This window comes from Bradyrhizobium sp. 44 (assembly GCF_023073095.1).
In the GTDB taxonomy this organism is placed as follows: Bacteria; Pseudomonadota; Alphaproteobacteria; order Rhizobiales; family Xanthobacteraceae; genus Bradyrhizobium.
Genome location: NZ_JADPIY010000014.1, coordinates 1,047,069 through 1,069,072, shown reverse-complemented (window position 1 = coordinate 1,069,072; position 22,004 = coordinate 1,047,069). Strand labels below are relative to the sequence as shown.

General features: G+C 64.4%; 19 protein-coding genes. 9 read left to right on the top strand and 10 right to left on the bottom strand.

Going from position 1 to position 22,004, the window contains the following annotated elements; genetic code table 11:
• Positions 1 to 28: 28 nt before the first annotated feature.
• Positions 29 to 2,296 carry a phosphoenolpyruvate--protein phosphotransferase gene (ptsP, locus tag IVB41_RS15895; RefSeq protein WP_247432538.1) on the bottom strand — a complete coding sequence of 756 codons (2,268 nt, stop codon included), beginning with the start codon at positions 2,294 to 2,296 and terminating at the stop codon, positions 29 to 31.
• Between the two features lie 269 nt (positions 2,297 to 2,565).
• Complete coding sequence (locus IVB41_RS15890; protein WP_247432535.1) at positions 2,566 to 3,822, bottom strand: aspartate kinase; 1,257 nt, start codon at positions 3,820 to 3,822, stop codon at positions 2,566 to 2,568.
• A 150-nt stretch (positions 3,823 to 3,972) separates the two neighbouring features.
• Here IVB41_RS15890 and IVB41_RS15885 point away from each other — a divergent pair, with 150 nt between their 5' ends.
• The 3 genes from IVB41_RS15885 (at position 3,973) to IVB41_RS15875 (ending at position 6,385) form a co-directional block, all read left to right on the top strand.
• Positions 3,973 to 4,440 carry a PH domain-containing protein gene (locus tag IVB41_RS15885; RefSeq protein ID WP_247432532.1) on the top strand — a complete coding sequence of 156 codons (468 nt, stop codon included), beginning with the start codon at positions 3,973 to 3,975 and terminating at the stop codon, positions 4,438 to 4,440.
• Positions 4,441 to 4,455: 15 nt separating this feature from the next.
• The gene (gene ubiG / locus IVB41_RS15880) at positions 4,456 to 5,229 is read left to right on the top strand and encodes a bifunctional 2-polyprenyl-6-hydroxyphenol methylase/3-demethylubiquinol 3-O-methyltransferase UbiG (RefSeq protein ID WP_247432528.1); all 774 of its coding nucleotides are present in this window, start codon (positions 4,456 to 4,458) and stop codon (positions 5,227 to 5,229) included.
• Positions 5,230 to 5,485: 256 nt separating this feature from the next.
• Entirely contained in the window at positions 5,486 to 6,385 is a 900-nt protein-coding gene (locus IVB41_RS15875; protein WP_247432525.1) for an EamA family transporter, read from the top strand.
• Here the strand turns inward: IVB41_RS15875 and IVB41_RS15870 are convergent.
• The 4 genes from IVB41_RS15870 to IVB41_RS15855 are packed head-to-tail and all read right to left on the bottom strand — an operon-like array spanning position 6,382 to position 8,865.
• Positions 6,382 to 6,873 (bottom strand): DUF1178 family protein, encoded by a 492-nt coding sequence (locus IVB41_RS15870; RefSeq protein WP_247282973.1) that lies wholly within the window; start codon positions 6,871 to 6,873, stop codon positions 6,382 to 6,384. The genes IVB41_RS15875 and IVB41_RS15870 overlap by 4 nt on opposite strands.
• The gene (locus IVB41_RS15865; RefSeq protein WP_247432522.1) at positions 6,870 to 7,748 is read right to left on the bottom strand and encodes a carbon-nitrogen hydrolase family protein; all 879 of its coding nucleotides are present in this window, start codon (positions 7,746 to 7,748) and stop codon (positions 6,870 to 6,872) included. Before IVB41_RS15865 ends, IVB41_RS15870 begins: the two co-directional genes overlap by 4 nt.
• Positions 7,745 to 8,020 (bottom strand): glutaredoxin 3, encoded by a 276-nt coding sequence (grxC, locus tag IVB41_RS15860; RefSeq protein WP_247284080.1) that lies wholly within the window; start codon positions 8,018 to 8,020, stop codon positions 7,745 to 7,747. The genes IVB41_RS15865 and grxC overlap by 4 nt, the downstream gene beginning before the upstream one ends.
• 47 nt (positions 8,021 to 8,067) lie before the next feature.
• Entirely contained in the window at positions 8,068 to 8,865 is a 798-nt protein-coding gene (locus IVB41_RS15855; RefSeq protein ID WP_247432520.1) for a ComF family protein, read from the bottom strand.
• Between the two features lie 64 nt (positions 8,866 to 8,929).
• On the opposite strand from IVB41_RS15855, the gene IVB41_RS15850 reads away from it, so the two are divergent.
• On the top strand, positions 8,930 to 9,778 hold the full coding sequence (locus IVB41_RS15850; protein ID WP_247432516.1) for a methyltransferase domain-containing protein: 849 nt from the start codon (positions 8,930 to 8,932) through the stop codon (positions 9,776 to 9,778).
• Positions 9,779 to 9,892: 114 nt separating this feature from the next.
• Here the strand turns inward: IVB41_RS15850 and IVB41_RS15845 are convergent, their stop codons facing one another.
• Positions 9,893 to 10,303 carry a (deoxy)nucleoside triphosphate pyrophosphohydrolase gene (locus IVB41_RS15845; protein ID WP_247432513.1) on the bottom strand — a complete coding sequence of 137 codons (411 nt, stop codon included), beginning with the start codon at positions 10,301 to 10,303 and terminating at the stop codon, positions 9,893 to 9,895.
• Between the two features lie 139 nt (positions 10,304 to 10,442).
• Between IVB41_RS15845 and IVB41_RS15840 the strand changes: the two genes are divergently transcribed.
• Positions 10,443 to 11,798, top strand: coding sequence for a TadE/TadG family type IV pilus assembly protein (locus IVB41_RS15840; protein ID WP_027567999.1), 1,356 nt, complete (start codon positions 10,443 to 10,445; stop codon positions 11,796 to 11,798).
• 14 nt (positions 11,799 to 11,812) lie between these two features.
• Here the strand turns inward: IVB41_RS15840 and argJ are convergent, their stop codons facing one another.
• Entirely contained in the window at positions 11,813 to 13,054 is a 1,242-nt protein-coding gene (gene argJ / locus IVB41_RS15835) for a bifunctional glutamate N-acetyltransferase/amino-acid acetyltransferase ArgJ (protein WP_247432510.1), read from the bottom strand.
• A 103-nt stretch (positions 13,055 to 13,157) separates the two neighbouring features.
• Positions 13,158 to 14,105, bottom strand: coding sequence for a peptidylprolyl isomerase (locus IVB41_RS15830; protein WP_027567997.1), 948 nt, complete (start codon positions 14,103 to 14,105; stop codon positions 13,158 to 13,160).
• 361 nt (positions 14,106 to 14,466) lie between these two features.
• On the opposite strand from IVB41_RS15830, the gene secA reads away from it, so the two are divergent.
• Entirely contained in the window at positions 14,467 to 17,307 is a 2,841-nt protein-coding gene (gene secA, locus IVB41_RS15825) for a preprotein translocase subunit SecA (protein WP_247282987.1), read from the top strand.
• 221 nt (positions 17,308 to 17,528) lie between these two features.
• On the opposite strand, the gene IVB41_RS15820 is transcribed toward secA, so the two are convergent.
• On the bottom strand, positions 17,529 to 17,963 hold the full coding sequence (locus tag IVB41_RS15820; RefSeq protein ID WP_007599198.1) for a MarR family winged helix-turn-helix transcriptional regulator: 435 nt from the start codon (positions 17,961 to 17,963) through the stop codon (positions 17,529 to 17,531).
• A gap of 178 nt (positions 17,964 to 18,141) precedes the next feature.
• On the opposite strand from IVB41_RS15820, the gene IVB41_RS15815 reads away from it, so the two are divergent.
• The 3 genes from IVB41_RS15815 (at position 18,142) to IVB41_RS15805 (ending at position 22,000) form a co-directional block, all read left to right on the top strand.
• Complete coding sequence (locus IVB41_RS15815) at positions 18,142 to 19,329, top strand: substrate-binding domain-containing protein (RefSeq protein ID WP_247432507.1); 1,188 nt, start codon at positions 18,142 to 18,144, stop codon at positions 19,327 to 19,329.
• 160 nt (positions 19,330 to 19,489) lie between these two features.
• On the top strand, positions 19,490 to 21,004 hold the full coding sequence (locus tag IVB41_RS15810) for an amidase (RefSeq protein ID WP_247363084.1): 1,515 nt from the start codon (positions 19,490 to 19,492) through the stop codon (positions 21,002 to 21,004).
• A 138-nt stretch (positions 21,005 to 21,142) separates the two neighbouring features.
• A complete protein-coding gene (locus tag IVB41_RS15805; RefSeq protein WP_027567993.1) occupies positions 21,143 to 22,000 on the top strand; it encodes a branched-chain amino acid ABC transporter permease in 858 nt (285 codons plus the stop codon).
• Positions 22,001 to 22,004: the final 4 nt, after the last annotated feature.

The window sequence follows — 22,004 nt, the reverse complement described above, 5'->3', positions numbered from 1 at the left end:
GAGGCGGCGGGAAGCGGCGACAGGCCCGCTACAACGCCAGGCCTTCGGCCTCGGCAAATTCCGTCAGCTTCTGCCGGATCGAGACGCTGCCGGCGGGCGCGTCCAGCAACGGGCCGAGCATCGCTTCGGCCTTCTTGGCGTCGAGATCGATCACCATCGCCTTGACCGGGCCGAGCGCGGTGGCCGAGAGCGACAGCGAGCGATAGCCCATCGCGATCAGCGCCAGCGCGCCGATCGGCTTCGACGCCATCTCGCCGCAGAGCGACAGCGATTTCTTCGCGGCTTGCGTCTTGCGTGCGATGTCGCGAAGCGCGCGCAGGATCGGCGCCGACATGGTGTCGAAGCGCTCGGAGACTTTTGCGTTGCCGCGGTCGACCGCGAACAGGAACTGGAACAGATCGTTGGATCCGACCGAGATGAAGTCGACCTTCTTGAGGAGTTCGTCGAGCTGATAGAGCAGCGCCGGCACCTCGACCATGGTGCCGATGTCGATTCTTTCAGGCAGCGTGTGGCCGTGCTGGCGCAGATAGGTCAGCTCGCGCTCGACCAGCGCCTTCGCCGAATCGAATTCGGCGACCTCCGAGATCATCGGGAACATGATGCGCAGCGCGCGGCCACCTCCGGCGCGCAGCAACGCGCGGATCTGGCCGCGCAACAGGCCGGGACGGTCGAGCCCGAGCCGGATCGCGCGCCATCCGAGCGCGGGATTCTCCTCGATCACCGCTTCCATGTAAGGCAGCGCCTTGTCGCCGCCGATGTCAAGGGTGCGGAAGGTGACGGGCTTCGTGCCGGCGGCATCCAGCACGGTGCGATAGAGCGCGAGCTGGTCGCTGGTGCGCGGCAGGCTCTGGCCGACCATGAATTGCAGCTCGGTGCGGAACAGGCCGATGCCGGCGCTGCCGGTGTCTTCGATATGCGGCAGGTCGATCGCGAGACCCGCATTGATCATCAGCTCGACCTTCTGGCCGTCTTTGGTGACGCAGGGCAGGTCGCGCAGCGCCAGATACTGCGCCTGGCGGCGGGCGCGGAAGCGCACGCGCTCTGCGAAGGCCGCTTCGACCTCCTGCGACGGGCGCACATAGATCATGCCGGAGGTGCCGTCGACGATGACGGCGTCGCCGGGATCGGCGATGCCAGGCGCGTTCGGCACTTCGCCGACCGCGGGAATGCCGAGCGCGCGCGCCACGATCGAGACGTGGGAATTGGCGGTGCCTTCCTCCAATATGATGCCGCGCAGGCGCTTGCGGTCATAGTCGAGCAGCGCCGCCGGGCCCATCGCGCGCGCGATGACGATGGCATTGTCGGGCAATTGTTCGCGTGACGGCGCGTGATCCTGGCCGACCAGCTGGCGCATCAGGCGATAGCCGAGATCCTCGAGATCATGCAGCCGGTCGCGCAAATAGGGATCGGTCGAGCGCAGCATGCGCGCGCGGGTGTCGGATTGCACACGCTCGACGGCGGCTTCCGCCGTGAGGCCGGTGGCGACCGCCTCGTGCAGCTTGTGCGACCAGCCCTGGTCGTTGGCGAACATGCGGTAGGCTTCCAGCACCTCGCGATGCTCGCCGCCTTCCGCGACGTCGCCGCGCTCCAGCATGCGGTCGAGATCGGCGCGCAGCTTGGCGAGCGCGGTGTCGAGCCGCTTGATCTCCTTCGGCAGGTCCTCGGCGATGTAGTCCTTGATGACGACGCGCGGCTCGTGCAGCACGACATGGCCGAGCGCGATGCCTTCCGACAGGATGGCGCCGACCTTCTGCGCCGAATGACGTGCCGCGGGCTCATGGCCCGGCTGGGCCAGCGCAGACAGCTCGCCGGAGGCGATCAGCTCCGCCAGCACCATCGCGGTGGTCTGAAGCGCCTCGAGCTCCTCCTCGACATAGTTGCGCTTGGCGCGGTTCTGCACCACCAGCACGCCGAGCGTGTTGCCGGCGCGCAGGACCGGCACGCCGAGGAAGGAGTGGTAGATTTCTTCGCCGGTCTCGGGGCGGAACGAGAACGCCGGGTGACTCTGTGCGTCGTTCAGATTGAGTGGGGTCGCCTCGCTGGCCACAAGGCCAACCAAGCCCTCATGGGCGGTCAGCACGGTGTGGTGCACCGCCTCGCGGTTGAGGCCTTCGGTGGCATAGAGCTCGAGCGTGTTGTCGACGCGCAGCACATAGACCGAGCACACCTCGGCCACCATGTTGGCGGCGATCAGCACCACAATCTTGTCCAGCCGCTCCTGGGCCGAGACCTGCTCCGCCATGGTTTCGCGGAGCCGTCTCAACAAGACGCGGGGACCTCCCGACGCGCTCCGCATGAACCGTCAATCTCCTACGTCTGCCGGGGTCGAAATGACCCGCGGCGGCTCGCCCAGAAATCCAGAAAAACAACAAATTTGCTCGTCCGGCGCCGGCCCCGGCGGTTGCCTGGGCCGAATCAGCACCGCCTCAACTGGGGCACAGTTTCCGGCAGCCCACCCTGTTCGCCGTATAGCGAATTGGGGCTTGTTTTGCCAAGCAAAACGCCTGCCAAACGCGAAAGTGTGGACACCTTCGCGTTTGCTGCGACCGCTAAGAGAAAATTAGCCTAAGCCTGATCGAGACCGTAGAGCGTGTGCAGGGTGCGCACCGCAAGCTCGGTATAGGCGGTGTCGATCAGAACCGAGAATTTGATCTCGGAGGTTGTAATGGCCCGGATGTTGATATTCCGTCCCGCGAGGGCTGAGAACGCTTGGGCGGCAACGCCGGCATGGCTGCGCATGCCGCTGCCGATCACCGAGATCTTGGCGACGTCGGTCGCGGTGTCGAGTCGGGCATAATTGATCTGGCTCTTGGCCGCGGTGATCGTCTCCTTGGCCCTGGTGTAGTCGGCGGCCGGGACCGTGAAGGTGAGGTCGGTGGTCTTGCCGTCCTCGGAGACGTTCTGCACGATCATGTCGACGTTGATGTTGGCATCCGCGAGCGGGCCGAAGATCGACGCCGCAACGCCCGGCTTGTCCTCGATCTGGCGTACCGAGATCTGGGCCTCGTCCTTCGAAAAGGCGATGCCGGTGACGACGTGGCTTTCCATGATCTCCTCCTCGCTGCAGATCAGCGTGCCGGGCGGCTGGTTGGCATGCGGGTCGATATCCTCGGGCTTGTCGAAGCTCGAGCGGACGAAAATCGGCATGTTGTGGACCATACCGAGTTCCACGGAGCGGACCTGGAGCACCTTGGCGCCCTGGGAGGCCAGCTCCAGCATGTCTTCGAACGCGATCTTGTCGAGCCTCTTGGCCTTCGGCACGATTCGCGGATCGGTGGTGTAGACACCGTCGACGTCGGTGTAGATGTCGCAGCGGTCCGCCTTGACGGCGGCGGCGATTGCCACGGCCGAGGTGTCGGAGCCGCCGCGGCCGAGCGTGGTGATGCGGTTGGTCTCCGGGTTGATGCCCTGGAAGCCGGCGATCACGGCGACTTCCTTGCGTTCCCTGAAGCGCTTGATGATCTCGCTGCCGTCGATGCCCTCGATCCGGGCCGAAGCATGGGCGTTGCTGGTCGCGATCGGGATCTGCCAGCCCTGCCAGGAGCGGGCCTGGATACCCATGCCCTGAAGCACGATGGCAAGCAGGCCGGAGGTCACCTGTTCGCCCGAGGCGACCACGGCGTCATATTCGCGCGCGTCGTGCATCGGCGAGGCCTCGGTGCACCAGGCCACCAGCTCGTTGGTTTTACCGGACATCGCCGAGACGACCACGGCCACTTCATGGCCGGCGTCGACCTCACGCTTCACATGGCGTGCGACGTTGCGGATACGTTCGATGTTGGCGACGGACGTGCCGCCGAATTTCATCACGAGGCGGCTCATGACGACGCGTGCATTCCTTCATAAGGATCAGTATGGTGGCCCGCACTGGACGGGCCTCGCGGACACCGACCGCGCGTATACATAGCGGCGGGGCCGGGGGCAAGCGGGTTCCTGCGGGGCAGGGTGCGGGGTAGTGGGTTAACCGAGATCATGGCGCGCTATATCGACGAGATCCTGCAGCCTGGCGAGAAGGTGCTGTATTCGACCAATGCGCACTGGATCTTCTATTTTCCGGCGATCCTGGCCTGGATCGTGGCGCTGATCCTGTTCGTCCTGTCCCGGCAAACCATCGTCGAGGGGCTTGTCCTGCTCTGTCTCGTCGCGGCCGGCCTGGTGGCTCTGGCGGCGCTGTACTGGGCTGTGAAGGGCTGGTTCCATCGCTTTACCACCGAGACCGACGTGACCAATTTGCGGGTCGTGCACAAGACCGGCTTCATCAAGCGCCGCACCTTCGAGATGGCGCTGGACAAGGTCGAGAGCGTCGATGTGAATCAGACCATTCTTGGACGTATTCTCAACTATGGCGACGTGACGATCAACGGCGTGGGGGAAGGTCGCGAAACCATCCGGACCATCGCCTCGCCGCTCGCCTTCCGCAGTTCGATCACCACGCGGTAGGACCGCGCGCAACCCATGAGCATGCAGCAAGATACTTCCGCAACCGCAAGCCCGCAGCCGGGCTCGACCGTCGACGCCGCCGAGATCGCGAAATTCTCAAAGCTTTCGGCCGAGTGGTGGGACCCCAATGGCAAGATGGCGCCGCTGCACCGGATCAACCCGCTGCGGCTCGGCTACATCCGCGACGCCGCCTGCCGCAAGTTCGAGCGTAATGTGCGCAGCCTCAACTGCCTCGGCGGTCTGCGCGTGCTCGACATCGGCTGCGGCGCCGGCCTGCTCTGCGAGCCGCTGTCGCGCCTGGGCGCGCAGGTCATCGGCGTCGATCCGTCGGTCAGCAACATCGCGGCCGCGAAGCTGCATGCCGACAAGGCGCATCTCGCGATCGACTATCGCTGCACCACGGTGGAGGAGATCGACCCGCGCGAGCGCTTCGACATCGTGCTGGCGATGGAGGTGGTCGAGCACGTCGTCGACGTCGGCGTTTTCCTGAAGCGCTGCGCGGCGATGCTGAAGCCGAACGGCCTGATGGTGGTCTCGACGCTGAACAGGAACTGGAAGAGCTTTGCGCTCGCCATCGTCGGCGCCGAATACGTCCTGCGCTGGCTGCCGCGCGGCACCCACGAGTGGAACAAGTTCGTCACCCCCGACGAGCTGACGAAATACCTGCTCGACAACCGCCTGGTCATTACCGAGCAGACCGGCGTCGTCTACAGCCCCTTCGCCGACAGATGGACCCTCTCGTCAGACATGGACGTGAACTACATGGTGGTGGCGGAAGGCATGGTGTGAGGCCGCGCCGCTTCCAGACATTCGGCGTCGTCCTGGCGAAGGCCAGGACCCATTACCCCAGTTAGGCGTAGGCTGATAAGCACGAGTCTTCGCCAAATCACTCCCTGGGGTAATGGGTCCTGGATCTGCGCTTCGCTTGTCCAGGACGACGATTGAATTTGGCGAAGGCATCGCACCTATGACGTGGGCGTGATTGACCTGATTGAGTCCTGGCGGCACGTTGGCCGCAATCATTGGCCCTCCCACCCATTTCCCCATGTTCACCATCGCCAGCCTCTGGATTCCCTTTACCGTCATTGCCGCGCTCGGCCAGGTCGCGCGCAATGCGATGCAGCGATCGCTGACGAAGCCGCTGGGGACCTGGGGCGCAACCAATATCCGCTTCCTGTTCGGCTTTCCGTTCTCGCTGCTGTTTCTCGCGGTGGTGCTGGTCGCGACCGGCGATCATCTCGGCATGCCGCCCGGCGTGTTCTGGCCGTGGCTCCTGCTCGGCGCCCTCAGCCAGATCGTCGCGACCGGCCTGATGCTGCTCGCCATGAACGAGCGCTCTTTCGTGGTGACGACGGCCTATTTGAAAACCGAGGCGATCCAGACCGCCATCTTCGGCTTCGTCTTTCTCGGCGATCATCTGACATGGCTCAAGGTGCTTGCGATCGTGATCGCGACCATCGGCGTCGTCATCACCGCGCTGCGTCCCGGTGGCGAGAAGAGCTTTGCCGAATTGAAGCCGACCATCACCGGCCTCGTCGCGGCGGCAGCGTTCGCGTTGTCAGCGGTCGGTTTCCGCGGCGCCATCATCAACGTGCCTGATGTCTCGTTCGTGACGGCGGCATCGTTCACGCTGGTGCTCGGCCTGTTCGTGCAGACGCTGATCCTGACGATCTACCTGCTTTGGCGCGCGCCAAAAGTGCTTCAGGGCATCCTCTCGATGTGGCGACCCTCGATGCTGGCCGGCTTCACCGGCGCCTTCGCCTCGCAGTTCTGGTTCCTCGCCTTTGCGCTGACGGCCGCCGCCAATGTCCGCACGCTCGCCTTGATCGAGGTACTGTTTGCGCAAGGCGTGGCCTATTACTCGTTCAAGCAGCCGATCGCGCCGCGCGAGATCATTGGCATCGCGCTGATCGTGCTCGGCGTCGCAGTGCTGGTGGGAGCCTAATTCCGATCTTCCGGCAGCGTCGGCAGCGGCGACACCTCGATGCCTTCGTCGATCAGCGACTTGGCCTCGTCGGGTGAGGCCTCGCCGTAGATCGGACGGTGCTCCTTGTCGCCGTAATGCATCGCGCGGGCTTCGGTGGCGAATCGCTCACCGACATTGTCGGCGTTCTTCACGATGTGATCGCGCAGCTCTTTGAGCTTGGCACGCAGCTCGCGCTCCTGCGCCATCAACAGCGAGGTCGGTGCGGATTGCGCAGCCTCGGGCGCGGGCGCGGGCGTCGTGGCGGTGGGCTCAGGCGGCGGCGTGGCGCGTCCGCGGCCCTTCTTGCCGACGACGCGCGGCGCCATGATCGCCTTTTCGACCTTGGCCGAGCCGCAGATCGGGCAGGTCACGAGCTTGCGCTTCACCTGAGAATCGTACGCGGCCGAGCTCTGGAACCAACTCTCGAAGTCGTGGCTCCGGTCGCAGCGGAGCGCGTAGCGGATCATGCCGATCCCCGCACGAGGTGCAGATGGTCCGGCCCCGCCTTGGGGTCGGCGACGCCGAAGCGGCGGCCGTGCTGGAGCGAGGGGATCGCGCGGCGCGCGGTCTCGACCTTGGCCGGGTCGATTTTTGCCATGATGATGCCGGGCTCGACGTCGCCTTCGGCGAGGATCTCGCCCCAGGGATCGATGATCAGCGAATGGCCATAGGTCTCGCGCTTGTTCTCATGCAGGCCTGCCTGCGCCGCGGCGAAGATGAAGCACCCGGTCTCGATCGCGCGCGCACGCAACAGCACGTGCCAATGCGCCTCGCCGGTCTTGCGGGTGAAGGCCGAGGGCACCGTGATGAAATACGCGCCGCTTTCGGCCAGCGCGCGGTAGAGCGCGGGGAAGCGCACGTCATAACAGATCGTCAGGCCAACGCGGCCCCAGGGCAGGTCGGAGATCACGGCCGTCTCGCCCGGCTGGTAATTGGCGGATTCGCGATAGCTCTCGCCGTCCGGCAGCTCGATGTCGAACATGTGGATCTTGTCGTAGCTCGCGAGCACATTGCCCTCGGGCCCGATCAGGAAGGAGCGGTTGACCGCTTTTTCGTCCGAAAAGCGCAGCGCCAGCGAGCCGACATGGATGTGGATCTTCAGTTCGGCCGCGAGCGCCCGGTAGGCCCTCAGCGAGTTGTCGTCGTCTTGGCTCTGAAGGTGCTCGAACAGTGCCTTGCGGTTGAGCTGCATCATGTTGCTGACTTCGGGCGTCTGCACGTAGTCGGCGCCATCGGCCGCAGCCTGGCGGATCAGCCTGGTGGCCTGCGCGAGGCTCGGCTCGGGCATCAGGCCGGTGCGCATCTGCACCATCGCCGCCGTGAAGGGCCTGTTGTCGCTCATGACTCCGCCTTGACGCTTTCGAGCATGGCGTCGAGCTTGCCTTCGCGATCGAGCGCGTAGAGCTCGTCGCAGCCTCCGACATGGGTTCCGCCGATCCAGATCTGCGGGAAGGTCGAGCCCTCGCCGGCGCGATCGTACATCTCCTGGCGCCAGGACGGGTTCTTGGCGATATCGAACTCCGTGAAGGTCGCCTTCTTGCGGGTCAGCAGCGACCTGGCGGCGGAACAATAGCCGCAGCCCGGCCTCGTGTAGATCTCGACAGCAGCGGTCATCTTGTCTGGCGCTCTCATGTCATGAATTCATTGAATTATATGGGACTTCACCGGCTCTCGACAACCCGGGCAAACACCAGCACATCCACTTGCGCCGCCTTGGCCCGGAGCAGGGCCCGCGCACAGGCATCCAGTGTCGCACCCGACGTCAGGACGTCGTCGACGAGGACAATGCGCCGACCCTGGACCTCCGCCTGACGGTCGGGGGATACCTGGAATGCGCCCTGCACATTGGTGGCGCGCTGGGCTCGCGACAGGCCGATTTGCTGCTCGGTCGCGCGCACCCGGCGCAGCACCTCGGGCTTCGCTTTCACCCCGCTCTGCCGCTCGATGATCCGCGCCAGCGCCCCGGACTGGTTGTAACGGCGGCGCCAGGCCCTTCGCCAATGCAGGGGAACGGGCACCAGCATGTCGGCCTCGGCGAGCAGCTCGCCGCCCGCGCGCGCCATCCAGCGGCCCATGGCAGGCGCCAGATCCGTGCGGTCCTGGTATTTCAGCGCATGCACCAGGGTGCGCGCGACGTCGTCATAACGCACCGCAGCGCGCGCCCGCTGGTAGGCCGGCGGGCTCGCGATCGCCTCCATCGACAGCATGTCGGGGCCGGGATCGTACACAAAAGGAATGCCGAGCCGCGGGCAGTAGGGCCGTTCGATGAACGACAGCCGTGCCCAGCACGCCGCGCACACGCCCTCGCCGTCAACCGGCTCGCGGCAGGACACGCATAGCGTCGGCAGCGCGATGTCGAGCGCAAGCCGTGCTGCACGTGACAGCACGTGCCGGCCAGCCGTCCATGCGGCACGCAAGGGGGCGGCGATGGAACGAGAAGGGGCGGCGTCGGATGCCATGGCCGAAAGCTAGCGCCCCACGCACCGGATTGCCAGAACCGTCGCGATCGGCGTAACCAGCGGCATGGCTCAAGATCCGCAAACCCCGCCCGCTTTGTTCGATCGTGCTTTGCTGCATGCGCGACAGCGCCGCGCGCAGGCGCAAGGTGCCGTGAGCTTCCTGCTGGATCGGGTCGCCGAGGACATGTCCGACCGGCTGGCCGCGGTGATGCGGGAGTTTCATACAGCGGTCGATCTCTGGACGCCCGGCGAGGGTCTGGCGGTGCTGTGCGCGCGACTGCCCTCGATCGAGCGCATTAATCTCGATGCGTCGGGTGCGGAGAAGCTGCCCTTTGCGCCCGAAAGCCTCGACCTCGTGGTCTCGGCGCTGGCGCTGCAATTCGTCAACGATCTGCCGGGGGTACTTGCGCAAATCCGTCGCGCGCTGAGGCCGGACGGCCTGCTGCTGGCGGCGATGATCGGCGGCGACAGCCTGACCGAGCTGCGCCAGGCTTTTGCCGCCGCCGAGGCCGAATGCGAGGGCGGCGTGTCGCCGCGCGTCGCACCGTTTGCCGATCTGCGCGACGTTGGCGCGCTGTTGCAGCGGGCGGGGTTTGCGCTGCCGGTCACCGACGTCGACCGCGTCGTGGTGCGCTACGCCAACGCGTTCGCGCTGATGCAGGATATCAGGCGCATGGGCGCCGCCAATGTGCTGATCGAACGGCGGCGCACGCCGAGCCGGCGATCGACGCTGCTGCGGATGGCGGAAATTTACGCGGAACGCTTTGCCGATGCCGACGGCCGCATCCGTGCGACATTTGATATCATCTGGCTCTCCGGCTGGGCCCCGCATGCGAGCCAGCAGCAGCCGCTCAAGCCCGGCTCAGCGAAGGCGAGCCTGGCGGAGGCGGTGAAGAAGGCGGGGAAAGAGTAATCCTCATGGTGAGGAGGCGCGTCAGCGCCGTCTCGAACCATGCAGGCCCGGCTCTCATCCGCAGCCATCCTTCGAGACGACCGCTGCGCGGTCTCCTCAGGATGAGGTCTGAGCTCACATCAGCAGATCAATCAAATGCGGGATCAGCGGAATGTCCGCGGGCGGCATGGGATAGTCGCGCAGCTTGTTGGCGCGGACCCAGGCGAGGGTCTGGGCTTCGCGTGGCATGACCTGTCCCTCCCAGCGCCGGCAGATGTAGAGCGGCATCAGGAGGTGAAAGGTCTCGTAGCCGTAGCTTGCGAATGTCAGCGGCGCCAGGCAGGGCTCCGCGACGGTGATGCCCAGCTCCTCGTGGAGTTCGCGGATCAGGCTCTGTTCCGGCCGCTCGCCGGGCTCACACTTGCCGCCGGGAAATTCCCAGAGGCCGGCCAGCGTCTTGCCCTCGGGGCGCTGCGCGATCAGGACGCGGTTGTCGGCGTCGACCAGCGCGCAGGCCACCACCAGCGTCAGTTTGAGATCAGCCATGCCTGGAATGTCGCTCGCTGAAGGTCATTCGCAACGGTTCGTTAACCCTGTTAAGGCCCGTGTTTCCGAGGTCTCCATAAGTCATATTTAATCCACGGTTCCTAGAGTGGAAACGCCGAAACCAATCCGGGCCAGATCCATGCGCGCTGAGTGTCGTACCATCTTCCGCCGGTTCCTCCGCGACCGGCGCGGCAATGTGGCGGTGATCTTCGCAATCTGCTGCGTGCCTCTGATCACGTTCGTCGGCAGTGCAATCGACTACTCCCGCGCGACGCAGGTCCGGGCGAAACTTCAGGGCGCGGCCGACGCGGCCAGCGTCGGTGCCATCGCCAAAGCCTCGCCGGGGTTTGCCGCCGCGGGCTCGATGACCACGGACGGCTCGATCGCGGTCGGCGTCACCGACGCCCAGAAAATCTTCGATGCCAATCGCGCCAACCTGACCGGCTATACGCTCAACAGCGTCACCCAGACCGTCGTCAAGACCGGCTCGACCATCAACTCGACCGTCTCGTTCACCGCCTCCATCAACACCATGTTTCTCGGTTTGATGGGCAAGACCACGCTGACCATGAGCGGCACGTCGGCGTCGACGGTCAATATGCCGCTCTATGTCGACTTCTATCTCCTGCTGGACAATTCTCCGTCGATGGGTGTCGCAGCGACGCCGACCGACATCACGAATTTGCAGGCGAAGACGGGTGGATGTGCATTTGCCTGTCACGACACCACCAAGGCGGCCGGCACAAGCAACTACGACATCGCCAAAGCAAATGGCATCACGACCCGAATTGACGTGGTGCGCCAGGCGAGCGCGAACTTGATGGACACGGCCCAGAGCACGCAGACCTACGCGAACCAGTTCAGAATGGCGATCTACGATTTCGGCGCTTCGTCGGCGACGATCGGATTGAGAAATCTGTTCGCGCTCTCGTCGAGCCTGACCTCCGCCAAGACGGCGGCGGGAAACATCGACCTGATGGCGGTTGCCGGTCAGAATGACGTGTACACTATCGACAAAGATACTCCCCTCACCACTATTTTTCCCGCAATCAATAGCGCAATCGCCTCGCCTGGAGCAGGTACGTCCGCGTCACCGCTGAAATATCTGTTTTTTGTATCCGATGGGGTCGCTGACGAAGCCAACTCGGGCACGACGATGTGTAGTGTCTCGTCTTCTTCGTATCCTCTCGCGTCATCGAACCGCTGTCAGTCGCCGATCAATCCGGCGCTCTGCACGACCATCAAGAACCGGGGCATCAAGATCGCGGTGCTGTACACGACATACCAACCGCCTACTGACGGCTGGTACAACACATGGATATCGCCCTTTAATTCCGGGCCGTGGGGGCCGTCTCCGAACAGCAAGATCGCGCAGAACATGGAGAGCTGCGCTTCGCCGGGATTCTATTTCGAGGTTAGCCCCACCCAGGGCATTTCGGCCGCGATGAACGCGCTGTTCAAGAAGGCGGTCGCCGACGCGCGGATTGCAGGGTGAGACAGCCGTAGACTCTACGACCTGTAATCCCCGTTGATCGCGACATACTCCTTGGTGAGGTCGCAGGTCAGCACGCGATCGCGGCCCTTGCCGAGGCCGAGCGAGACCTTGATCGCGATCTCCGGCGCCTTCATGGCTTCCGACACCTGCGCCTCGTCATAGGACGGATCGCGCGCGCCGTTCTTGGCGACGCGGATGCCGTTGAAGGAGATCGAGAGCTTGTCGCGGTCGGCCGGCTCGCCGGCCTTGCCGACCGCCATCACCACGCGGCCCCAATTGGCGTCCTCGCCGGCGATAGCGGTCTTCACCAGCGGCGAGTTCGCGATCGACATCGCGATCTTGCGCGCCGAAACCTTGGTCTTGGCTCCCTCGACGGTGATCTCGACCAGCTTGCGCGCGCCTTCGCCGTCGCGGGCCACCTGCTCGGAAAGATTGGCGAGCACCTGGTTGAAGGCCTTGACGAAGGCTTTCAGGCGCGGGTCGCTGGCCCGGCTGATCTTCGGCGCGCCGTGTTCTGCAGCAGCACCGGTGGCAAAGGCCAGCAGCGTGTCCGAGGTCGAGGTGTCGCCGTCGATCGTGACCGCATTGAACGTGTCTTCGACGCCACTCTTGAGCAGCGCCTGCAGCGCGGCAGGCGCGATCGGTGCGTCGGTGAAGATGAAGGACAGCATCGTCGCCATATCGGGCGCGATCATGCCGGCGCCCTTGGCCATGCCGTTGATCGTGACCTTGGCCTTGCCGAGCTTCACGGTCGCTGTCGCGACCTTCGGGAAGGTGTCGGTGGTCATGATCGCCTTGGCGGCGGCGAGATAATCGCCGGCCTCGGCGGTCTCCGCGAGCCGACCAAGCACGCCGTCGAACTTGGTCGCGTCCAGGGGCTCGCCGATCACGCCGGTCGAGGCCAGGAAGATTTCTCCCTCGGTGCAGCCCACGGCCTTGGCCGCGATCCTGGCGGTCAGTGCGGTGGAGCTGCGACCGGTCTTGCCGGTAAAGGCATTGGCGTTGCCGGAATTGACCACCAGCGCGCGCGCCTTGCCGCCCTTGAGCTTGGCGCGGCACCATTCCACCGGCGCGGAGGGGCATTTCGACTTGGTGAAGACGCCTGCGACCGCGGTGCCCTTGTCCATCACCGCGAGCAGCACGTCGGTGCGGTTCTTGTAGCGGATGCCGGCCTCGGCCGTCGCGAGACGGACCCCCGCGATCACGGGCATGTTCGGAACATTCTTCGGGGCGAGGGGAGAGACGGAGGAGGACATCGCGGGCGCCTTGATGGGATCTGGATATGCAGATGCCCGGCGCGGGGGCCGGGCATCACAAAGGCTTAGATACTCTTCACGTCACTGAAGTGACAGCGAATTCTTACTTCTTCGCGGGCGGAGCCATCTTGCTGTCGGACGGCTTCGCATCGGCAGGCTTGGCATCGGCAGGCTTGGCCGCATCAGCCGGCTTCGCGTCCTTGGCCGCATCCGCCGGCTGGTCCAGCCGCTCGACCTTGGCTTCCGCGCGCAGCTTGGCGACATAGTCGGCCTGGGCCTTGCGGGTGACATACTGCTCGATCTGCGCCTTGACCTGCTCGAAATCAGGCGCCTTGCGGCTGCGCTTTTCCTCGACCTTGATGACGTGCCAGCCGAACTGCGACTTCACGGGGTCGGAGATCTTGCCCGGCTCGAGCGCGAAGGCGATTGCCGAGAATTCCGGCACCATCTGCTCCTTGGTGAAGAAGCCGAGGTCGCCGCCGTCGGCCGAGCCCGGATCCTTGGACTTCTTCTTGGCGAGTTCGGCGAAATCGGCCCCCTTGTCGAGCTCGGCCTTCACCGCCTTGGCCTCGTCCTCGGTCTCGACCAGGATGTGGCGGGCGTGCACTTCCTGCTCGCCGGTGATCTGCTTGGAGGCCTCCTCATAGACCTTCTTCATGGCATCCGGGGTGGTGGCGGCCTTGCCCTCGCCGGCGAGCAGGCTGTCCATCAGCAGGCGGTTGCGGGCGAACGCGAGCCGCTTCTTGAACTCCTCGCCGTCGGCGAGCTTCTTGTCCTCGGCGGCCTTGCCGACGATCTTCATGTCGATCAGGAAGGACAGGACGTTCTCGTCCTTGGTCGCCGGGTCCATCTGGGCGAGGCTCGGCCCGAGTTCCTCTTCGGCCATGGCGACGTCGCTCTTCTTGATTTCAGCGCCATTGACCTTCGCCAGCACCGGATCGTCGGCAGCCCGGCCGGGACCCGCGATCAGCGCCAGCGCAAGGCAGCCCACGAGGGCGGTGGCGAGGCCGAAGCGCAGGCCGGTTTTGGTTACCGGGAACGAGGTGGTCATGGAAAATCCTTTTGTTGAAGCAGGGGGCTGCTCGAGCGGGGCGGACACTCGCCCAATTCAGGGGGCCTTGGCAACGCGAAAAGTCTGTCAAAATGATGAATTAGCCGCAATGCACCCGCCGTTGACAAGGCCCTGACCGGGCCATATCTCTGCCCGGTCGCGTCCATGCGATGGCGTTTATTTTGCTGCGTTTTTGGCCGTTGAACCCAGACTTGCCCAACTCCCACCCATATGGCGGATGGACCCCCCGCAGACGGGGCTCCGGCGCCCAGCAGGCGTCACGGTGAGTTGATAGGCAGGCGGGTGACAACCTCTTGGCTGCAACGCGAACGCGGTTGAATCGCGAACACAGGAACTAAGCATGATCGGCGCGCTCGCCCGCAAGTTTTTCGGCTCCGCCAACGACCGGCGGGTGAAGGGATATCAGTCCCGCGTCAACGCGATCAACGCGCTGGAGCCCGAGGTCTCGAAACTCTCCGACGAGGCCCTCAAGGCCCGCACCGCCGAGTTCAGGAAGCAGCTCGCCGAGGGCAAGACGCTGGACGACCTCCTGGTCCCCGCTTTCGCCACGGTCCGCGAAGCCGCCAAGCGCACGCTCGGCCAGCGCCATTTCGATGTCCAGCTGATCGGCGGCATGGTGCTGCACGAGGGCGACATCGCCGAGATGAAGACCGGCGAAGGCAAGACCCTGGTTGCAACGCTCGCGGTCTATCTCAACGCGCTCGCCGGCAAGGGCGTCCACGTCGTCACCGTCAACGACTACCTCGCCCGCCGCGACTCCGACTGGATGGGCCAGATCTACGGCTTCCTCGGCTTGACCACCGGCGTGATCGTGCACGGCCTCGACGATTCCGAGCGCAAGATGGCCTATGCCTGCGACATCACCTACGGCACCAACAACGAATACGGCTTCGACTATCTGCGCGACAACATGAAGTACCGGCTCGAGGACATGGTCCAGCGGCCGCACTTCTATGCGATCGTCGACGAAGTCGACTCCATCCTGATCGACGAAGCGCGCACGCCGCTGATCATCTCCGGCCCGCTCGACGACCGCTCCGACTTCTACAACACCATCGACGGCTTCCTGCCCAAGCTCGACAAGTCCGACTACGACGTCGACGAGAAGCAGCGCACGGTGACGCTGACCGAAGCCGGCATGGAGAAGATCGAAACGCTGCTGCGCGATGCCGGACAGCTCAAGGGCGAGTCGCTCTACGACGTCGAGAACGTCTCCGTCGTGCACCACATCAACCAGGCGCTGCGCGCCCACACGCTGTTCACGCGCGACAAGGACTACATCGTCCGCGACGACGAGGTCGTCATCATCGACGAGTTCACCGGCCGCATGATGCAGGGCCGCCGCTATTCCGAAGGCCTGCATCAGGCGCTGGAAGCCAAGGAGCACGTGCAGGTCCAGCCCGAAAACCAGACGCTGGCCTCGATCACCTTCCAGAACTATTTCCGGATGTACGAAAAGCTCGCCGGCATGACCGGCACGGCGCTGACCGAAGCCGACGAACTGTTCGACATCTACAAGCTCGAGGTCGTGGAGATCCCGACCAATTTGCCGGTCGCCCGTCTCGACGAGGACGACGAGGTCTATCGCACCCAGAACGAGAAATACGCCGCGATCCTGGCCGAGATCGAGCGCGCCAATGCGCGGCTGCAGCCCGTGCTGGTCGGCACCGCCTCGATCGAAAAATCGGAAGTGATCGCCGAATATCTCAAGAAGCACGGCTATCGGCAGATCGATTTCGGCAACGAAAATTCGATGCAGAAGCTGTACGCCGCGGCCCGCGCCGGCAAACCGGCAAAGCTGTTCGCGGTGCTGAACGCGCGCTTCCACGAGCAGGAAGCCTACATCGTCGCGGAAGCCGGCGTCCCCGGCGCGATCACGATCGCGACCAACATGGCCGGCCGCGGCACCGACATCAAGCTCGGCGGCTCGCTGGAAATGCGCATCCAGCAGGAGGCCGCTTCGATCGAGGACGAGGCCGAGAAGGCCTTGAAGATCGAACAGATCAAGGCCGACATCGAGCATTTCCGCGAGATCGTGCTGAAGGCCGAGGAAGAGGTCGAGATCGAGCCGGCGAAGGGTTCGAAGCCGGCCAAGACCGTGAAGAAGCCCGGTGGCCTCTACATCATGGGCTCCGAACGCCACGAATCCCGCCGCATCGACAACCAGCTCCGCGGCCGTTCCGGCCGTCAGGGCGACCCCGGCCGCTCCAAATTCTTCCTGTCGCTGGAAGACGATCTGATGCGCATCTTCGGCTCGGATCGCCTCGACAGCATGCTGCAGCGTCTCGGCCTGCAGGAGGGCGAGGCCATTATCCATCCCTGGATCAACAAGGCGCTCGAAAAGGCGCAGCAGAAGGTCGAGGCCCGCAACTTCGACATCCGCAAGAATTTGCTCAAGTTCGACAACGTCCAGAACGACCAGCGCAAGGTGATCTTCGACCAGCGCGTCGACCTGATGAAGGACGACAGCGTCGCCGAGACCGTCGCCGACATGCGCCACGCCTTCATCGACGACCTCGTCGCCAAGCACGTGCCCGAGCATGCCTATGCCGAGCAGTGGGACGTCGCGGGCCTGAAGGAAGAGCTCAAGCGCGTGCTCGATCTCGACCTGCCGGTCGAGGACTGGGCCAAGGAAGAGGGCATCGCCGACGAGGAGCTGCTCACGCGCATCGAGACCCGGGCCGACGAGCACATGGCGGCCAAGGTCGGGCAATGGGGCCCCGACGTGATGCGTTACGTCGAGAAGACCATTCTGCTGCAGACGCTCGACCATCTCTGGCGCGAGCATCTGATCATGCTCGACCATCTGCGCCAGGTCATCGGCCTGCGCGGCTACGGCCAGCGCGATCCGTTGCAGGAGTACAAGACCGAAGCGTTCAACCTCTTCCAGGAGATGAGCGCGCATCTGCGCGAGGCCGTCACGGCGCAGCTGATGCGGGTCGAGATCGTGCCGCCGGAGCAGGAAGCCCCGGTGCTGCCGCCGATGGAAGCGCACAAGTTCGACCCGAACACCGGCGAGGATGAAATGGCGCTCGCCAGCGTCACACTCGGAGCGCAGGCCACCGACGCCGCGTTGCGCGATCCCAAGAACCCGGCAAGCTGGGGCAAGATCGGCCGCAACGAGGATTGCCCCTGCGGCTCAGGCAAGAAGTACAAGCACTGCCACGGGCGGTATGCCTAAGGTTTGAATGTGAGGCGCCGACGTCGGCGCCTCACTCTCCGCTGTCGTCGCCCGGTTTAGCCGGGCGACCCAGTACGCCGCGGCTTCTCGGTTCAAATCACATCAGTCTCTGGAATACTGGATCGCCCGATTAAATCGGGCGATGACATCGAGTATGTGGCGCGCAGCTCCATCTCCATCGTCGGGACGACCGTGTCGAGAGAGCTAGCTAAACGCACCACTCAATTCGAACTGTCGATCAAGCTCTCCAGCAGCCGCTTCAGCTCGCTCGTCGACTTGTCGCCGTAGCTCTCCAGGATGTGCTCCTCCTGGTCGACCGCGAGCGAGTTGAGCTTCTTGCTCAGCACCTTGCCGCGATCGGAGATGAACATCAGGACCTTGCGGCGATCGTTCGGGTCCTGCACGCGATAGACCAGCGTGTCGGAGACCATGCGGTCGATCATCTTGGTCAGCGTCGGATGGTTGAGCAGCACGGCATCGGCGAGCTCGCCCATCGAATGGCCGTTGCCGTCCGACAGGACTTTCAGGATGCGCCACTGCTCGACGGGCACGCCTTCCTTGCTCAACCGCAGTTCGAGCTGCCGGTTGATCTCCCGGTTGGCTTGCGCGAGCAGGTAGGCGAGGTGTTCGGTGATCGGGGTGTTCGGTTTTGCCACGGCTAAGACTTTGTCTTGACCCAAATGAGTGAATGTCTTGCAATCGATGCTGCATCTATATGCACTTCAATTCTTGAATATTCAATATTTTCAAAATAGGATATTGCCCAACAATAGGGCGGGTGCCGCGGCCGCCTCTCGAATGAGCTTTCAAGTCTGGTCTCAGACAGGAGTTGGCGTGCGCGCGACGGTAAACTTCCCGGCTCACGGCGGTCCGGCGTTACCGCCGTCCTTGCTGTTCAGGAATCTGTCGTCCGCGGCAGCGGATTTCGATCTGTCGCCGACTGACGCGCATTTCATGAAGCGCCGCGGCGCACACAACAAGCTCCGCATCGGGGGCTTCATGTGCTGCACCGGCTCGCCCGGCGTTTGGGGCCCGTGCGCGACAAGCAGCGCGCAGCTCGCGGTCGCCGAGATCAACAAGCGCGGCGGCATTCTCGGGCGCGAAATCGAGCTTTCGATCTATGACGCGGGCGGCCCGCTCGACGGGATTCTGAGCCGCGCCGAGCAGGCGATCGCGTCCGATGAGATCGATCTCATCGTCGGACTGCATACCAGCGCGGTGCGCGTGGCGCTGCGCAAGGTCACCACGCGCCACCGCATTCCCTACATCTACACGCCCGTTTACGAGGGCGGCGAGCAGACGCCGGGCGTCATGGCGATCGGCGAGACGCCGCGCTGGCAGAGCCGCCCCTCGATCCACTGGCTTGCCGACGTCAAGAAGGCGGCACGCTGGTACCTGATCGGCAGCGACTATGTCTGGCCCTGGCAATCGCACCGCGCGGTGAAGCGCTACATCAAGGAGGCCGGCGGCCATGTCGTCGGCGAAGAGTTCGTTCCCCTCGGCGAAGACAACCACGAGCCGCACCTGGAGCGCATCCGTGCCGCGAGGCCGGACGTCGTCCTGATCTCGTTGATCGGCACCGACAGCATCACGTTCAATCGCGCGTTCGGCGAATGCGGCCTCGGCGCCACGACGCTGCGGCTGGCCGGGGCGATGGACGAGACCGTGCTGCTCGGAATCGGCGCCGACAACAGCGAGAACCTGTTCTGCGCCTCCGGCTATTTCCCCGGCATCGGATCGCGGGCCAATGACGACTTCCAGAGCCGCTATCGCGCGATGTTCGGGCCGAACGGGCCCCCGATCGGGTCGCTCGGTCAATCCAGCTATGAGGGACTGCGCTTCCTCGAGGCCGTGGCGAACAAGGCGGGCACGTTGGCGATGGGGCCGATGCTCGCGGCCGGCCGCAACATCGTCTATGGCGGCGCGCGCGGCCCCGTCACGGTCAGCAACGGTCACACCCGGATGCAAATGTATCTCGCCGGGGCGGATGGCCTCGACTTCAAGCTGATCAAACCGATCTGATGCGGGCGCAGTGACGTGCACAGGCGGAAATCCAAAATAATACTTGAAAAGGAAAATATTTCCGTCTGTAATATTGAGGCGAAGCCGCCCGACCGACGCCATGCAGGCGCAGGACGGCTTCCGTCCGATGCCAGGGATCAAGAAACTTCAGGAGAGCGCCGTGACAGTTGTCCTTCCCACGCCAGCCCAATTGCGCAGCGTCGCCGACCAGTGCGGCCTTTCGCTGACCGACGACGATGTCGCCTCGTTCCGCGGCCTGATGCAGGGCTCGATCGAAGCCTACAATCTGGTCGGAGCCATGCCGGACGAGGTGCCGGAGGTCAAATATCCGCGCACGCCGGGTTATCGGCCCTCGCCGGAAGAGAACCCGCGCAACGCTTGGTATCGCAAGTCGACCGTGAAGGGTGCGGCGAGCGGCAAGCTCAAGGGCAAGACGGTCGCCCTGAAAGACAACATCATGCTCGCCGGCGTTCCCATGATGAACGGCTCGGCGACGCTCGAAGGTTACGTCCCCGATTTCGACGCCACCATCGTCACCCGCATGCTCGATGCAGGCGCCGAGATCGCCGGAAAAGTCCATTGCGAATCCTTCTGCATGTCCGGCGGCAGCCACACCAACGCGGTCGGCGCCGTCCACAATCCGCACAAGATGGGCTATTCGGCCGGCGGCTCGTCGTCAGGCTCAGGCGTCGTCGTCGCGCTCGGCGAGGTCGACATGGCAATCGGCGGTGACCAAGGTGGTTCGATCCGCATGCCGTCCTCGTTCTGCGGCACCTACGGCATGAAGCCGACCTGGGGCCTCGTGCCCTACACCGGCATCATGCCGATCGAGGTGTTCGTCGATCACACCGGCCCGATGACGGCGACCGTCGCCGACAACGCGCTGCTGCTGGAGGTGCTGGCCGGCGACGACGGCTACGATCCCCGCATCAAGGCGCCCAAGGTCGAGGAGTACACCAAGGCGCTCGGCCAGGGCGTCAAGGGCATGAAGATCGGCATCCTCAAGGAAGGCTTTGAGCAGGCGAACGCGGAGGCCGCCGTGAACGAAAGCGTGCGGGAGGCCGCAAAGCGTTTCAGGGATCTCGGCGCCACGGTCGAGACCGTTTCGATCCCGATGCATCTCATGGGTCCCGCGATATGGACGCCGATCGGCACCGAGGGCATGACCCAGACCATGATGTATGGCGACGGCTATGGCCTGTCCCGCTCGGATCTCTATTCGACCACATTGATGGACTTCCATCGCGGCTGGCGGCGGCAGGCGGATTCCCTGTCCGAGACCACAAAGCTGTTCCTGCTGCTCGGCACCTACATCAATAACACTTTTGGTCCGCGCTATTACGGCAAGGCGCTCAACATCTCGCGACGCCTAACCGCGGCCTATGACAAGGCCTTCAAAGACTACGATTTGCTGCTGCTGCCGACCACGCCGATGAAGGCGACGAAGCTGCCGGAGCCCACGGCCAGCCGCGAGGACTATGTCGCACGTGCGCTGGAGATGATCTCCAACACTGCGCCGTTCGACATCACCCATCATCCCGCGATGTCGCTGCCCTGCGGCATGGTCGACGGCCTGCCCGTCGGCCTGATGCTGGTCGGCCGCATGTTCGAGGAATCCACCATCTACCGCGCCGCCCACGCCTTCGAGCAGATCGGCGACTGGAAGAAGATGTGAGCGAGGCATTGATGCGGGCCAACGGAACAGGGAAGCGTTTCCGCGCGACGTGGATACCGGTTCGCGCCAGGAAAACGTGTCAAGACAACAAGCCTGAGCCCCGTTCCGATTCCATCGGAACGGGAAAGGCTCCGGCGCATGGCTAACGCGTTCGTCGCGGCGTTCGAGATCCTGAGCTTCGGCGCGATCATCGTCCTGATCGTGCTGGGGCTCGGGATCATCGCCAGCATGATGGGCATTTTCAACTTCGCGCAGGGCGAGTTCGTCCTGCTCGGGGCCTACATTACCTATCTCGCCTACGCCAAGGGCCTGCCGATCTGGGCCGGCATGGTCGCCGCGCCCTTCCTCGTCGGCGCACTCGGCTTCGTGCTGGAGGCGCTGATCATCCGACGCTTCTACGCAGCCCCCATCGTCGCCATGCTCGGCACCTATGCGCTCGGCCTGATCATCCGCGAATCCGTGCGCGGCCTGATCGGCGGCTTCTATCTCACCGTGCCGGAGCCGATCGGCGGCTCGATCGACATCGGCGCCATGCATATCTCGGCCTGGCGCTTCACAATCATCGTCATCACGGCGCTGGTGATGGGCGGCTGCTATCTGCTGCTGGCGCGCACCAGCTTCGGCCTGCGCGTGCGCGCCACGCTGGAAAACCCGTCGCTGGCACGCGCCTCCGGAATCTCCACGCCGCTGATCTACGGCGCCACCTTTGCGTTCGGCGCGGCGCTTGCCGGCCTTGCCGGCGCGCTGATCGTCCCCGTGTTCAGCCTGTTCGCCGATCTCGGCCTGCGCTTCCTGATCCAGGGCTTTGTCGCGGTCATGGTCGGCGGCGTCGGCTCCTTCATCGGGCCGGTCGCGGGCGCCGGCGTCATCGGCACGCTCAGTGCCGCGCTGCCCTGGGTGATGGCGCCCGTCGTGGCCGATGTCCTCGTCTTCGTTCTCGCCATCGTCTTCATCAAATTCCGGCCGCAGGGCCTCATTGCTGGAAAAGGGGTTTAGTCAC

Bases quoted from the DNA above. Each gene is read 5' to 3' on its own strand.
- ptsP (WP_247432538.1), bottom strand. From the start codon at position 2,296: ATGCGGAGCGCGTCGGGAGGTCCCCGCGTCTTGTTGAGACGGCTCCGC.
- IVB41_RS15890 (WP_247432535.1), bottom strand. From the start codon at position 3,822: ATGAGCCGCCTCGTGATGAAATTCGGCGGCACGTCCGTCGCCAACATC.
- IVB41_RS15885 (WP_247432532.1), top strand. From the start codon at position 3,973: ATGGCGCGCTATATCGACGAGATCCTGCAGCCTGGCGAGAAGGTGCTG.
- ubiG (WP_247432528.1), top strand. From the start codon at position 4,456: ATGAGCATGCAGCAAGATACTTCCGCAACCGCAAGCCCGCAGCCGGGC.
- IVB41_RS15875 (WP_247432525.1), top strand. From the start codon at position 5,486: ATGTTCACCATCGCCAGCCTCTGGATTCCCTTTACCGTCATTGCCGCG.
- IVB41_RS15870 (WP_247282973.1), bottom strand. From the start codon at position 6,873: ATGATCCGCTACGCGCTCCGCTGCGACCGGAGCCACGACTTCGAGAGT.
- IVB41_RS15865 (WP_247432522.1), bottom strand. From the start codon at position 7,748: ATGAGCGACAACAGGCCCTTCACGGCGGCGATGGTGCAGATGCGCACC.
- grxC (WP_247284080.1), bottom strand. From the start codon at position 8,020: ATGACCGCTGCTGTCGAGATCTACACGAGGCCGGGCTGCGGCTATTGT.
- IVB41_RS15855 (WP_247432520.1), bottom strand. From the start codon at position 8,865: ATGGCATCCGACGCCGCCCCTTCTCGTTCCATCGCCGCCCCCTTGCGT.
- IVB41_RS15850 (WP_247432516.1), top strand. From the start codon at position 8,930: ATGGCTCAAGATCCGCAAACCCCGCCCGCTTTGTTCGATCGTGCTTTG.
- IVB41_RS15845 (WP_247432513.1), bottom strand. From the start codon at position 10,303: ATGGCTGATCTCAAACTGACGCTGGTGGTGGCCTGCGCGCTGGTCGAC.
- IVB41_RS15840 (WP_027567999.1), top strand. From the start codon at position 10,443: ATGCGCGCTGAGTGTCGTACCATCTTCCGCCGGTTCCTCCGCGACCGG.
- argJ (WP_247432510.1), bottom strand. From the start codon at position 13,054: ATGTCCTCCTCCGTCTCTCCCCTCGCCCCGAAGAATGTTCCGAACATG.
- IVB41_RS15830 (WP_027567997.1), bottom strand. From the start codon at position 14,105: ATGACCACCTCGTTCCCGGTAACCAAAACCGGCCTGCGCTTCGGCCTC.
- secA (WP_247282987.1), top strand. From the start codon at position 14,467: ATGATCGGCGCGCTCGCCCGCAAGTTTTTCGGCTCCGCCAACGACCGG.
- IVB41_RS15805 (WP_027567993.1), top strand. From the start codon at position 21,143: ATGGCTAACGCGTTCGTCGCGGCGTTCGAGATCCTGAGCTTCGGCGCG.